At 59.1% G+C, this 13,183-nt stretch carries 11 protein-coding genes; 1 reads left to right on the forward strand and 10 read right to left on the reverse strand.

All coding sequences use genetic code 11. The features are described from left to right. Window positions 1–359: 359 nt before the first annotated feature. Complete coding sequence (gene nifA, locus LHFGNBLO_RS02260) at window positions 360–2,183, forward strand: nif-specific transcriptional activator NifA (protein WP_258599900.1); 1,824 nt, start codon at window positions 360–362, stop codon at window positions 2,181–2,183. 140 nt (window positions 2,184–2,323) lie between these two features. Here the strand turns inward: nifA (LHFGNBLO_RS02260) and LHFGNBLO_RS02265 are convergent, their stop codons facing one another. From LHFGNBLO_RS02265 to LHFGNBLO_RS02310, 10 genes are all read right to left on the reverse strand, one after another. Beyond that, window positions 2,324–4,228, reverse strand: a complete 1,905-nt coding sequence (locus LHFGNBLO_RS02265; protein WP_258599902.1) for an ABC transporter ATP-binding protein — start codon at window positions 4,226–4,228, stop codon at window positions 2,324–2,326. Further along, window positions 4,228–6,096 carry an ABC transporter ATP-binding protein gene (locus tag LHFGNBLO_RS02270; protein WP_258599903.1) on the reverse strand — a complete coding sequence of 623 codons (1,869 nt, stop codon included), beginning with the start codon at window positions 6,094–6,096 and terminating at the stop codon, window positions 4,228–4,230. Before LHFGNBLO_RS02270 ends, LHFGNBLO_RS02265 begins: the two co-directional genes overlap by 1 nt. 68 nt (window positions 6,097–6,164) lie before the next feature. Then, entirely contained in the window at window positions 6,165–7,076 is a 912-nt protein-coding gene (locus LHFGNBLO_RS02275; RefSeq protein WP_258599905.1) for an SIR2 family NAD-dependent protein deacylase, read from the reverse strand. 35 nt (window positions 7,077–7,111) lie between these two features. Continuing rightward, window positions 7,112–7,324, reverse strand: a complete 213-nt coding sequence (gene nifT, locus LHFGNBLO_RS02280) for a putative nitrogen fixation protein NifT (protein WP_183455292.1) — start codon at window positions 7,322–7,324, stop codon at window positions 7,112–7,114. Continuing rightward, on the reverse strand, window positions 7,321–7,641 hold the full coding sequence (locus tag LHFGNBLO_RS02285; protein WP_183455454.1) for a nitrogen fixation protein NifZ: 321 nt from the start codon (window positions 7,639–7,641) through the stop codon (window positions 7,321–7,323). Before LHFGNBLO_RS02285 ends, nifT begins: the two co-directional genes overlap by 4 nt. 68 nt (window positions 7,642–7,709) lie before the next feature. Next, window positions 7,710–7,904 (reverse strand): 4Fe-4S binding protein, encoded by a 195-nt coding sequence (locus LHFGNBLO_RS02290; protein ID WP_183455291.1) that lies wholly within the window; start codon window positions 7,902–7,904, stop codon window positions 7,710–7,712. A 30-nt stretch (window positions 7,905–7,934) separates the two neighbouring features. After that, a complete protein-coding gene (gene nifB / locus LHFGNBLO_RS02295) occupies window positions 7,935–9,416 on the reverse strand; it encodes a nitrogenase cofactor biosynthesis protein NifB (protein WP_258600533.1) in 1,482 nt (493 codons plus the stop codon). A gap of 239 nt (window positions 9,417–9,655) precedes the next feature. Then, complete coding sequence (nifA, locus tag LHFGNBLO_RS02300; protein WP_258599907.1) at window positions 9,656–11,395, reverse strand: nif-specific transcriptional activator NifA; 1,740 nt, start codon at window positions 11,393–11,395, stop codon at window positions 9,656–9,658. A 167-nt stretch (window positions 11,396–11,562) separates the two neighbouring features. After that, window positions 11,563–11,862 carry a ferredoxin family protein gene (locus LHFGNBLO_RS02305; RefSeq protein WP_183455289.1) on the reverse strand — a complete coding sequence of 100 codons (300 nt, stop codon included), beginning with the start codon at window positions 11,860–11,862 and terminating at the stop codon, window positions 11,563–11,565. Window positions 11,863–11,873: 11 nt separating this feature from the next. Beyond that, entirely contained in the window at window positions 11,874–13,181 is a 1,308-nt protein-coding gene (locus LHFGNBLO_RS02310) for an FAD-dependent oxidoreductase (protein WP_258600534.1), read from the reverse strand. Window positions 13,182–13,183: the final 2 nt, after the last annotated feature.

Raw genomic sequence — 13,183 nt, forward strand, 5'->3', positions numbered from 1 at the left:
GACGTTGTGCTTATCGTCAGCCTGCGCCTTCTACGAAGCCATTCGAAGCGGCCGTAGTGGGCCCGCGCGAGGCCGCAGGTCCGTAGCCTTGGCAGCGACGAGCACGGCCGTTACATCCACCTGCCACCTGCCCGAAAATTACATGATGGGATTCTCTCATGGGCGTCGAGTTTACTTTCACAAATGAAAGAAAGCTCGGTTGACTAGCTTCCCTCCTTCCCGTCTGTAGACCAAAGTATGGTTGCGCTCGGGAGGAGCCTGAAACGCGGCACGCCACTTAACGGGAGCGTCTACGCGCTGCGGCGTTGCAGGCCATATTGCGCGAGTGTTGCTTTTCGCGGCCCGAGATCGAGGATGACATGCTAGACTCAGACAATGCTCGTGAATCCGAACAGAGTGCCGGGGAGACGCCGTCATGCTGCATATCGCTTCAGGACGCGAAAAGGGCTAGCTCAGAGCCCGAGACGAACAACGCGGTCCCCATTGTGCCCTCGCAGGAGAGCACGCTTACCGGGATCTTCGAAATATCGAAAGCACTCACCGCCGACTCTCGGCTCGAAGTCGCGTTGGCCAAGGTCGTCGATCTTCTGCGGTCGTTTGTGCAGATGCGGCACGGCATGATCTCTCTCTTCGACGGTGATGGCGAACTGGACATTACCATAGGCGCCGGCTGGAGCGAGAGCTGCGATGAGCGCAGCCGGATGTACCTGCCGCGGAAGGCAATCGACCAGATTGTGACGACGGACACGCCCCTCTACGCCGAGAACATAGCGGTGCATTCGGCCTTCAGTGCCGCCGACACGGACGTGCTCGGGGTCTCCGACAACATGCCAGTGTCCTTCATCGGCGTTCCCATTCGCGTCGATGCGAATATCGTGGGCACGCTGACCATCGACCGCATACTGGACAACAGGTCAAGATCTTGGCTCGATTACAACCTCCGTCTGCTACCCGCGATCGCCAACCTGGTTGGACAGGCAGTGAAGTTGCATCGCTCATTCGCCTGCGACCGCGAGCAACCGATGGCGGAGAAGGAGCGGCTGCAAAGGCAATTCCGCGAGCTCAAGCATCCTGCGCGAGAGCGTAAGAAGGTTCACGTCAAGGGGATGATTGGCGACAGTCCGGCGCTACACGGTATGCTCGAGAAGGTCGCCGGGGTGGCCAAGGCGAAGATTACGGTTCTGTTGCGAGGCGAATCCGGTACCGGGAAGGAGCTGGCCGCCAAGGCTATCCACGAGTTGTCGCCGCGCGCCAAGCGGCCCTTCATCAAGTTCAATTGCGCGGCGCTGACCGAGACAGTCCTGGAATCCGAATTGTTCGGTCATGAGAAGGGTGCATTCACAAGCGCGTTCAACTCGCGCAAGGGGCGCTTTGAGCTCGCCGACAAGGGGACGTTGTTCCTGGACGAGATCGGCGAGATCTCGCCCTCGTTCCAGGCAAAGCTCTTGCGCGTGCTGCAGGAGCAGGAGTTTGAGCGCGTCGGCGGCAACCAGACCATTAAAGTCGATGTTCGCATCATTGCCGCCACGAACAAGAACTTGGAAGAGGCAGTTGCCAGCAATGAGTTTCGTGAGGACCTCTATTACCGCATCAGTGTGGTTGACTTGCTGGTGCCGGCGCTACGCGAAAGGCGCAGTGATATTTCGCTCCTCGCAGCCGAGTTTCTCAGGAATTTCAACGGTGAGAACGGCAGTATGCTGACCTTCGATCCCAGTGCGATTGAAGTGCTGATAAACTGTGATTTTCCCGGCAACATTCGCGAGCTCCAAAACTGCGTGAATCGGACAGCGGTGCTGGCCGCGGGACCATCAATCGGGAGAGACGACTTTGCATGCTACCAGGGCCAATGCTTCGCTGCGGCGCTGCATAAGGCCAAATCTGGCAAACTCGCGCTGCAACCCCGGCCGATCGTGCCGGTGCCAGTGGTTCCGGCCATACCGCCGGCTGCTGCCGGGAGTTCTGCCGCCGTCGCAGTCCCGCCTGAGACCGCAGGGGAGCCGCCGCTGGGCCCTGCCGGCGCAGTGCACTTAAATGGTGCGAGAACGACCGATGCCGAACGTGTCATCGCAGCGATGGAAAGATGTGGCTGGGTCCAGGCGAAGGCGGCACGCCTGCTTGGACTGACGCCGCGCCAGATTGGTTACGTGCTGAGGAAATACGGCATCGAGATCAAGCGTCTGTGAAAGGACGACTAAGCCAATAACCAAGACAATTCATGCGCTGGTGTTTCAGTGGGGCCATGCGCCAAATGGAAGAGGCAGGCGCCAACGAGACCAAGAAATTCGCTTGGAGATCAATTGGTGTCGCAGCGCAGAAGTTTGCATTAGGTCGAAGAGGAGGCTTGTACCCCCGTATCGGATTTCTTTTCGGGAATGTCGTCGAAGGATGAGTAGTTGAGATTGTATAGCTTGGAATAGAGCCCACCCAGGGCCGTTAGTTGGTCGTGGTTTCCGGTCTCAAAGACTTGGCCGTTCTGAAGCACGATGATGCGATCGGCACTGCGGATCGTGGCGAGCCGGTGGGCGATGATGAGGCCAGTGCGGCCTTTAAGCAATTTTGAAAGAGCCTTCTGGATCAGCATTTCCGTGTAGCTGTCGATATTGGCGGTGGCCTCGTCAAGAACGAGAATCTTGGCGTCGGCAACGAGAGCACGCGCGAAACTGACAAGCTGGCGCTGGCCGAGAGAAAGGTTGCCGCCGCGTTCGCCGAGCTGGGTATCGTATCCGTCTGCAAGGCTCATAATGAAGTCATGGGCGCCGACTGCCTTGGCGGCCTCGATCACGTTGTGCCACGTGGCATCCGTCTTGTGGTAGCGAATGTTTTCGAAGACCGTCCCGGTGAACAGGAACGGCTCCTGCAGCACCATGGCGACCTCTCGGCCGAGCGATTCCTGGGTGAGATCTCGCACATCGTATCCGCCGACCAGCACTTGGCCCTGCTGAACATCATAGAAGCGGTGGACGAGGGCCATCGCGCTCGATTTACCAGAACCGGTCGGCCCGACCAAAGCGACCGTCTCGCTGGGCATGACCCTGAAGGAAACGTTTTTCAGCACCGGATGGCCGGGATTGTAGCCGAACGTGACGTTCCTGAACTCGACCGAGCCATCCATTTCCGGCGAAAGCACTCTGGCATTCGGTTTGTCCTGAACATCGATCCTAACGTCCAGCACATCGGTCAGCCGCTTGCCGGAGGCCATGGCGCGCTGCATGACCGAATACTGGAGGGTAAGGGAGCGAATTGGGTCAAAGAAGCGCTGGATATAGAATAGGTAGGCGACCAAAACGCCCAAGTCGATGCGACCATTCATGATCATGGAGCCGCCGGCCACGATGACGATAGCCATGGCGAGCCCGGTGAGGCCATCGACGATCGGCACCATCACCTGTGCATACTTGGCAGCGGTCAGGTGAGCACTGAGGTCGGCATGCGCCTTGTCGTCATAAAGCATGAAATTTATCTGCTGGCGGTCCATGCACTGGACGGTGCGCACGCCATGAATGGCTTCCGCCAGCGCGCCATTGACGACCGAATTGGTTTCGTGTGCCGCCATGAAGGCTTCGCGGGCACGCGGCAGCCAGACGATGCGGGTGATCAACAGGGCCGGCAAGACCGAGAGTGTCAGGAAGCCGAGGCGGAAGTCGAGGCACAGCATCACGAAAACGATGCCGAAGAGAAGAGCAATGTCTCCTACGGAATAGACTGAGGTCTCGACGAATTCGTGGATCGAGCTAACGTCGCCTTGAAGGCGGGACATCAGGCGTCCCACCTCGGTCTTGTCCATGAAGGAGAGCGAAACTTTCTGCAGATGGGCAAACATTGCGCGGCGGATATCGAAGAGGACGTTGTCAGCCATTTTTCCGACTACGGTTTCCTGCGCGTAGGCGGCGCCGAAATTAACCAGAATAGCGAGCGCAAACGCGCCGGCGGCCCTGAGCAGGGCGGAGCGATCAACGCCTGCCGGAGTTATGGCGTGATCGATCGCGCGGCGGATGATCAGGGGGATGAGAAGCTGCGTGCCGACGAAGATCAGCAATGCGGCACTCGAGATGACTACCCTAGCACGGTAGGGACGAACGAAAGTCCAGATGCGTCGAACGATGCTCTTGTCGAAAGCCCTGCCGAACATCTCCTCCTTGATGCGGTGGGAGCCGACCACCGCGTGCGGGGGGCGTCCGCCGCCGTCATTAGGTTCGATTTCAAGTTCGGCGGCGTGCCCCTTGGTCATCAGGGCGCGCCTCTGTGCGTGATCGCACTGTCATCTTCCGGGCGCAACTGGAGATCATAAAGGGCCTTATAGCGTCCTCGCTTAGCCAACAGCTCTTGATGGGTGCCGCGTTCCACGATCTCGCCATTGTCAATAAACAGGATCCGGTCGGCGTGCCTGAGCGAACTCAGCCGGTGGGCAATGATGATCGTCACCCTATCCTTGGCGAATCGCCGTATCGCCGCGCGGATGCGCTGCTCAGTGGCGGCGTCGATCGCGGCCGTTGAGTCGTCGAAAATGACGATTGATGGGCGCAGCATCATTGTGCGAGCTATCGTGAGACGCTGGCGCTGGCCGCCCGAGAGGGTGGCGCCGCGTTCGCCAACGACCGTCTTGTAGCCTGCGGGGAGGCTGAGGATGTAATCGTGCAACTGGGCGGATTCGCTGGCGCGCTCGATTCGCTGTTCTTTCGCCCAGGGATCGCCATAAGCGATGTTGTTCTCGATCGTGGTAGTGAACAGGAATGCATCCTGCTGTACGACTGCGACTTCCTTGCGAAGTGTGGCAAGGGTGACCGCGCGGATGTCCTGCCCGTCAAGCGTGATGGTGCCCCCGGTGACGTCATAAAAGCGGGCGATCAGGTGAGCGATTGTCGATTTGCCCGAACCCGGCGGACCGACGATAGCGATCGTTTCGCCTCTACGGGCGCAAAAGCTGATATTCTTCAGAATGGGGCGGTTTCCGGTGCCGGGATATACAAACGAGACATTATTGAAGCTCAGAGTGCCTTCACTGATCTCGAGCGGTTTGGCGCCGGAAGCATCCCTGATCGTGATGTCCTGGTCGAGCAGACCGAAGAGGCGCGAGCCGCAAGTGTAAGCGCGGGCGAAGCCATTGACCATTAGGCCGATCTGCCGGACGGGCATTTGCAGAATGGTCATAAACGCAAGGAACGTGGCGAGCGTTCCGACGCTGATTTGGCCCGCGATGAGCTTGTTGCAACCGATCCAGAGGACCAACCCCATGGCCAAAAAGAATGACAGCGTCATCGCCGACGTGTTGGGCACGTAGACGTCAACCTGCTCGTGGGCGAGGGCGAGCGCGTTCTTCGAGGCGCGGTCGAACTTCACCATCTCATAGGCCTGTGCCGAAAACGCGCGGACAACGCGGATGCCTGCGAGATTCTCCTCCATCACGCGGCCTAGAACCGAAAGCCGCTCCTGCAGGTCGAGCCAGGTGGCGCGTAGCTTTAGCTGTGTGACCGACGAGCGCCAGGCTGCGAAAGGGACGAAACTCAGCGCGATCACCCCGAGCACCGGGTCGGTTGATATCATCGTGTAGGCGCCGATGCCCATCAGCATGGTGAGCAGAAGCATACGAACCAGGGCGGTGGAAAAATACATCCGCACGCCGTCGAGATCGAGCATGCCGAGGGTGATTAGATCGCCTGAATGAACCCGGTCGTGAAAAGAAAAGCTGAGACGTTGGATCTTGTCGTAGCAAGCAAGTCGCAGTTCGTACGCGACGTGATGCCCGACGGCCTCCGCAAAATAGTTCTGCGCCATCGTGAACAGGCCGCGTAGCGTACTCGCGGCGAGCAGCAGGAGAGCCGAAGTCCAGAGCGCTTGTTCTGCGGGGATCGCCGCAATACCGCCCTCAATCGCTACCTGAGTGTGGTCGACAGCCTGGCCGAGAAGCTGGGGAATGAGCAGCTGGAGGATTGCCGCTACGATCGTCGATCCGAAAGCGAAGGCGACCTGCCACCGGTTCCGCAAATTCATGCGGGTAATGCGCAGCAGCGTGCTGAAGCCACGGCCCCACCCGGCCGCTTGCTCATGCTTGGACGAATTCAGAGGCTTCGTCGCGCCGCCAATTGCATCAGTACCCACGTGTATGTTCCAGACTGAATTCCGACGCTTCCTGAGGCAAGCGAGAGACCCACAACTAACGACGCCCGTTAACGAAAATCTTGGCCACCATCTACAGCAGTGCCCGATCCGACGAGGCGAGCAGCGGCTTCACCTAAGGGCATATCGATGACCGTAATTGCGCTTGCCGCAAGGAAACGGCGTTCGTTCTTGGTCAGTATTGCCGCATCCATCACCGCATAGTGTGGCCCTTTGGAGCGCTTCATGATCTGTCGGGCGAAGGTGCGCAGCATCTGATCGTTGAAACGGCAACCGACGAAGAAAAGGCCTCGATAGGTGCGCCGTTCCTTCACCACATCAGGAATCGGCGTCTGGAGATCGATCTCGGTGAGCACTTCGACATAATCGGAATCCGCGACCAGAAAGTTTGCGGCCGGCCTAATGCTGCCGTGAGGCGTATAGAGAACCGTCTTTGCGGCTGATCCGGGTTCGAGTTCGCTCCCAGACAAGTCGTAGGCTTTCGTCCAAATGTCACCGAATTCGTTCGCCCGCGTGACGCCTTGTATCTCAACGACGTCCGTTCGACCGGCCTCTGCGAGGGTCGTGCGCATGGCACTGTCGTACCAGCTATCGATGATTAGGGAGAGCGGCAGTCTCGCGAGCCAGGTGTGGAGAACAGTCGGCGCCGCCGGCGCTGCGAATATCTCCGCCATCCATGCCTGAAGCGTCCGGCGATGCCGGCGCTGTTCGATGAACTGCGCGACGGACCACATATTGGTGCGAATCTTTGAAGGGGCTGGCGCCCGGCTATTTAGCGCCGCGGCGACGGCTTCCGGCGTGCACGGTACCGACGGTTCAGCGGAACTGAGGCGGAGAAGGCCCGGACCGAGATATGGGATCATCTCATCGGCCCCGAGCGCGTTGCGCGCAAGGTCAAGCAGCTTTTCGGCAAAACTGCCCTGGATGACGACGAGGTGGCCCAAGTTCAGGATCGTGTTCATGCTCATTGCTCTCGCACCCTCTTCCACCCGCAACATCAGTCCTCGTCGGAGATCTTTCTTGCCTCGACGGTGATCGGCAAACGCGTATCGGGCGGAAGGTCGGGTAGGACGAACTGCCAGCCGTTCCTGAGTGTTATGGCCCCGCCCCACAAATGTTCGTTCTCCAGCTTGATGATGGCCTCTTCGCAATCCTTCTTTGGGAGATACGCCGACAAGCCAGCACCGGTCCTGCGGATCATGACTTTCATCGAGCCGTTCCTTCACGGGCACTGCTTTCGGCACTGCAAGGAGCCTCCGCTTTGTCGAGGCTCATCAGTTCACGCGCTCGCATGCCGACCACCGTGCCGCGATCGATCCATTCGACCGCGTAGATGAAGAACTGCTGGAGAAAGGTGCCAATGTCGCGCACATAACCTTCGTCGCCCTTCCGCACGAGGTTTTCGCCGATCTCCCTGCCAGGATAGGTGCCGTCATTCTTTATGTGTCGTGTGGCACGCACCCGCTCACCCGGCGTAAATCGCGGAGGCTTGCGGATTTCGATGTCCTGTTCGCGTCCGAGCCACATGCGATTCATTCCTTTCGAGTTAGAGCCTCCTTCTGAGGCGACGCGGTCGCGGCGAAGCCGAAACGGAGTCAAGCAGGGACGCAGGTCTTCGGCACCGGACATACCGATACGCATTGCTGCGTGTCGGCGGCCTCCTTGCATTCGGTGCATTTGTTCGGATCGATCACATAGGCCTCGCCCTTGAATTTGATCGCTACAGAGGGACATTCGAACTCGCAGGCGCCGCATTGGGTGCATTGGGACGCGATGATCTTGAAAGCCATTTTAACTCCTGGTGGATTGGAATGAGACGGCTAGGCCGTTGCAGCCAGTGGTCCGATCGCAAACGCGGTGGCGTAAACTGCGCTAATTGCGGTTTCGATGTAGTCATGACCATAAGCGTCCGTTGCTCGGATTCCCGCTTCCGCGAGCTGATCCTTCGGGCAATTTCCGATCTTGGCGCAGAGCACGATGTCTATGCCATCCAGCGCAGCGATGACGCCGTCGAGGGTGGCCTTTTCGCCCCAGCCTCCGACGCAATACTGCTCGACCTTGCGATGCCCAACAAAGCTGATCCCTTTCGGCGAGGCTTCAAAAAGTTGGAATTCCCTTGCATGACCGAAGTGTTCATTGACACGGCCGCCCCCCTTAGTCGCCACCGCGACGAGAAGGGACTTGCCGGAGCCTGCTGCCTTGACCATTCCGATCGCCGCGCTCCTGGCCGCCACATGATCACGGCGCTCGTGCGCGACCACCTGTCGATAGGCCTCGCGCTTGCTGGAGTCGTAGGTGTCCTTGCCGGCAATCCGGTCGAGCGTGAATTCCTGGCCACGATCCCCGCCGAGCAGGCCGACGGCATCGGCCCGGCACTGCCGGCAGTGGCGCATCAACTTGGCGCCGCCGTCGAGACGATCCTGAAGCGCCTTCAACTCTGTTGCATTTGGACCGCGCTGCCCAGTCAGGCCGTAGTGCGTACCGTGCGCCGGGTCGGAAATCAGCGGCATGACGTTATGCAGGAACGCGCCACGCTCCTTGACCAATTTGTTCACGTCGATCAGATGCTCGTCATTGACGCCGGGAATCATCACCGAATTGATTTTCGTGAGGATGCCGCGCGCGGTGAGCATCTCCAGGCCCAACATCTGCCGCTCGTGCAGGATTCGGGCGGCCTCGATGCCGGCGTAGCGGCGATGATCGTAAAAGATCCAAGGATAGATCTTTGCGCCGACTTCCGGGTCGACCATGTTGATGGTGATAGTCACGTGATCGACGTTCATGTCGGCGAGCTCGGCGACATGGTCAGGCAGCGCGAGCCCATTGGTTGAGACGCAAAGCTTGATGTCGGGGATCTCTCTGGCGACGCTTTCGAAGGTTGCCCTTGTCTTTTTCCAGTCGTAACAGGCATCGCCCGGTCCGGCGATCCCGAGTACGGAAAGCTGCGGCACCTCGTTGGCGACCGCGATCACCTTGCGCAGCGCCTGGTCGGGTGTCAGTTTTTCCGAAACGACCCCAGGCCGACTTTCGTTGGCGCAGTCATACTTGCGATTGCAGTAGTTGCACTGGACATTGCAGGCCGGTGCGACCGCGACGTGCATGCGCGCGAAAAAGTGATGCGCTTCTTCCGAAAAGCACGGGTGATCCTTGATCTTGTCCCAGACAGCCGGATCCATGTCCTCCGGCTTTCCCGCCACGCCGCAGGTTGACGATGCGCAGCCACCGGACCTCGCGGTCGCCAGCAACTCGTCGAAGACTGTCGTGCTGGTCAGGCCCTGAAGCGAAATTGTCGGTGCGGACATCAAACGGCTCCGTTGCTGGTAACGTCGCAGTTCAAGGCGCAAGAGTTATGCCGGCTCAAAGAGCGGTTCTAGTTCCCGATTGGCTCTGCGTGTCGCATTCTGTCGGTTTGCTCCGGCACAATTTTGTCCGGCTTGTGACAGCGCACAAGCCAATCGGGTCGAGGAGGCACCGCGTCCTGGGCACGCACAGCGTGAGGACGACACTCCGAACTGACGTTTGAAGTCGCCAGCACGCCTGGCTAGAATTTCTTCACCTCGATACCATACCGGCGCAGAGCGTAGCCGACCTGCCGCGGCGTGAGGCCCAGGACACGAGCCGCCTTGGCCTGAACCCAACCGGCCTTCTGCATCGCGTCGGTCAGCCGCTCGCGTTCCGTCAGGTGCCGGCCCTTTGCGGGGCAAGCGGGATCATTGGGATCGCAGGCCTTCACGGGCGAGAACCCTTCCGGGGCCTCGATGCGCCGGATCGGCATCTTCGAGAGCTCGTCCGTGGCATTGCCGCCATGCGAAGGGCCGGCTCCTTTCCAGAGAAGCGAAGAAAGGCATTGGTTGTTCTGGCAAGCGAAATCCGATGGAGTGATCGTCGTCGAACGCGCAAGTGTCGCTGTCCTTTGAACGCAGTTTTCCAACTCGCGGACATTGCCAGGGAAATAGCATTGCGAGATCAGGTCAAGCGCCAGCGGCGCGAAGGCGAGCTCGCGATGGTTTTCCTTGTTGAACCGCTCGAGGAACGCGTTCGCAAGGCGTGGAATATCGCCGGCGCGCTCTCTGAGCGGGGGTAGGATGATTGGCATGACATTGATGCGGTAATAAAGGTCGGCCCTGAACTCCCCATTTAAGACAGCCGTCTCAAGATCCTTGTTGGTGGCGCATATGAGCCGGACATCGACCTGAAGCGTTCTCGTGCCGCCGACTCGCTCTAGTTCGCCTTCCTGCAGGACGCGCAACAGCTTGGCTTGAAAAGCAGGCGAAATCTCGCCGATTTCATCAAGTAGCAGCGTTCCGCCATTTGCCAGTTCGAAGCGGCCGGCGCGCTGCGAGATAGCCCCGGTGAAGGAGCCCTTTTCGTGCCCAAACAACTCTGATTCCAGAACGCTTTCAGACAGTGCTGCGCAGTTTAATTTGACGAAAGCCTTCTTCCCCCGGGCTGAAAGCTTGTGGATGGCTTGGGCAAAGAATTCCTTGCCAGTGCCGCTTTCGCCCCGCAGAAGCACTGTGGAATTGGTTCTCGCCACGACCGAGACGGTTTCGAGTACCCGCTTGAGCGCGAGACTTTCCCCGATGATCCCGTCGATTTTGATATGCCGATGCCGGGCTGCGTCGGCCCTGTTCTCGTCGAACGACTTCTCCGGTCGCCCTTGCTCCTCAATGTATCGCTGACCATCCATACTCAGCATACGATGGAGACGAATGGTGCGGCCGACAAGGTTGGCCACCATGGTCAGGAACCGTACGTCCTCGTCGCCGGAAGAGATGCTCTCGCCCTCACCGACGCGGTCGATCGACAATGTTCCAAGGATCTCGTGCTCGGCTACTAGCGGGATTCCGATGAAGGCAATTGGGATCGTGCCGCCACTCGAAGACGGCTGAACCTCAGCCTGAAATAGTTCGGACTTGCCAACGTCCTGTATTATGAGCGGCGCCTCCGTAGCGACGATCCGGTCTATCGCGGCTTGCGGTATGACGCGGCCAATTTCTGATTGAGATGGGTGGGAACTGCCGACGATTGCGGTAATCCCCGGCGCTGCTTCGGCGTCCAGGACGACGATGGCTCCATGGCGCAATTGCACAAATGAAGAAAGGGTATTCACGACATTGGCGATGGTAATCTCAAGCCGGGTGGGGGCAGTCAGGACCTGCGATATTTCGTAGAATCCCCTGAGGGAGATGTCCGGTTCGTGGATGGAGTTGATCCGTGGTTCAGGCAGGGTGTTCGAAGGTCCTTCTTCTTCGAGCCTATCGCTCGGCATGAGAGCCATGGAAACACCTCAGGGGTCTTCCAGAGTGCTCCTTCCATGCGCCATTTTGGATTCTGAAATTCGAAAGCACAGAATTCATGAGCTCCTCTCAAACTGCGAGATCGGTCTAAAAAATGCTTTGGCGTTTGCTTGCATTTCAGGTGCAGCCGAAACGGTGCGATCGCCGATCACCCGAATTTGAAGAGGACACCGAAGCCGCCGCGCGGGTAGTTCCACTCGATCTCGCCATTGCTCTCGCACAATATCCGGCAAGTGCCGCACTCCATGCAGCCGTCGGCGGTGATCTCCACTTGACCCTTGTCGTTCAACTCATAGCATTTCGCCGGGCAGATGTGGGTAAGCGCGCGCAAGTTCGCGCTCGGGCTCTCGTGCGGTCGCACTTTGATATGCGGCCGGCCAGGATCGACCAGATAGCGGTTCTGGTAAAGCTTGTCCTCGACGCGTAAATTCGTCACTGCGATCGTCATCCTGTCTTCCCTCAGCGCCAGGCCAATGCCAGGCGGACCGCGTCGCTGACCAGCCCCCAGCGAGAACGCACGTTGATAAAGGCGCGCGTGGTGGCCTTTTCCTTTTCAATCTTCGGTGTGCCGTCGACACGCATCAAGTTCTGCGCGGCCAGGGATATCAAGCGCGGATAAGTCGTGAAGAAGTTGCTGGAATTCGTGTGGATCAAGGCCGGCATGTCTTTGTATTTCCGAAGGTCTTTGACCACGAAGGAGTTGTCCAGCATGGTCTTGTAGATGGTGAGGTTTCGTCTGGTCATCGGATTGTTGCGGCGCTTGACCCCGACGATTGCCTCAGCCGCGATCCGGCCGGAGGTCATGGCGAGGTTCGAACCTTCGCGGTGAATCGCGTTGTTAAATTGGGCGGCATCACCGACCACGACCCAGCCGTCGCCAAAGAGCTGCGGAATCGCCTTGTGGCCGCCTTCGGGAATGAGATGCGCGGCATATTCCTTCACCTCAGAGCCGGCGATCAGCGGCCGGATCGATGGGTGGTTTTTGAACGCATCGAGAAGGACGTAAGGGCTCTCCATCGTCGCGGCGAAATCGGAGACGAGGCAGCCTATGCCCAATGAGATTGACTCCTTGTTGGTGTAGAGGAAGCCGAGCCCAGCCATGCTGCGGGAGATCGTCCCCACCGCCTCGATGACGCAGCCTTCATCGCCCTTGACGCCGAACCGCTGCTCAATGACCTCTTCGGGCAGGAAATGCATTTCCTTTACGGCGAGCGCCACGGTTTCTGGTTTCGGCATCTTGCGCAGGCCGGCGCGCGTGCCAAGCAGTCCCGAGACACCTTCTGCGAGAACGACCACGTCCGCGAAGATCGGCCCGCCGGCCCGGTCCGTGCGGACGCCGACCACCTTGTCCTGGGCATCACGGACGAGTTCCGTTACGGTCGTCTCGCACAGAACCGTCGCCCCGGCCTCGCGCACCTTGCGCGAAAACCATTTGTCGAACTGGGCGCGTATGATCGTGTAGCGGTTGGGCTTTGCCTCGTTGAAGTCATCCGACCGATAGTGAATCCCGGTGTGGGAGGTCTCGTCCATCACCCAAAGCCGCTGTTCAACCAGATGCCGCTCAAGAGGCGCATCATCCCGGAAATCGGGGATGATCTTCTCCAGCATGTTCGCGTACATGATGGCGCCCTGAACGTTCTTGGAGCCCGGATATTCACCGCGCTCCAATTGCAGCACGTTCAGGCCGTTGCTTGCCATGATGTAAGCAGCTGCGTTCCCGGACATGCCGGCCCCGACGACGATGGCGTCGAATTTCTCCTCGATCATAT

This window comes from Mesorhizobium sp. AR10, from assembly GCF_024746795.1.
In the GTDB taxonomy this organism is placed as follows: Bacteria; Pseudomonadota; Alphaproteobacteria; order Rhizobiales; family Rhizobiaceae; genus Mesorhizobium.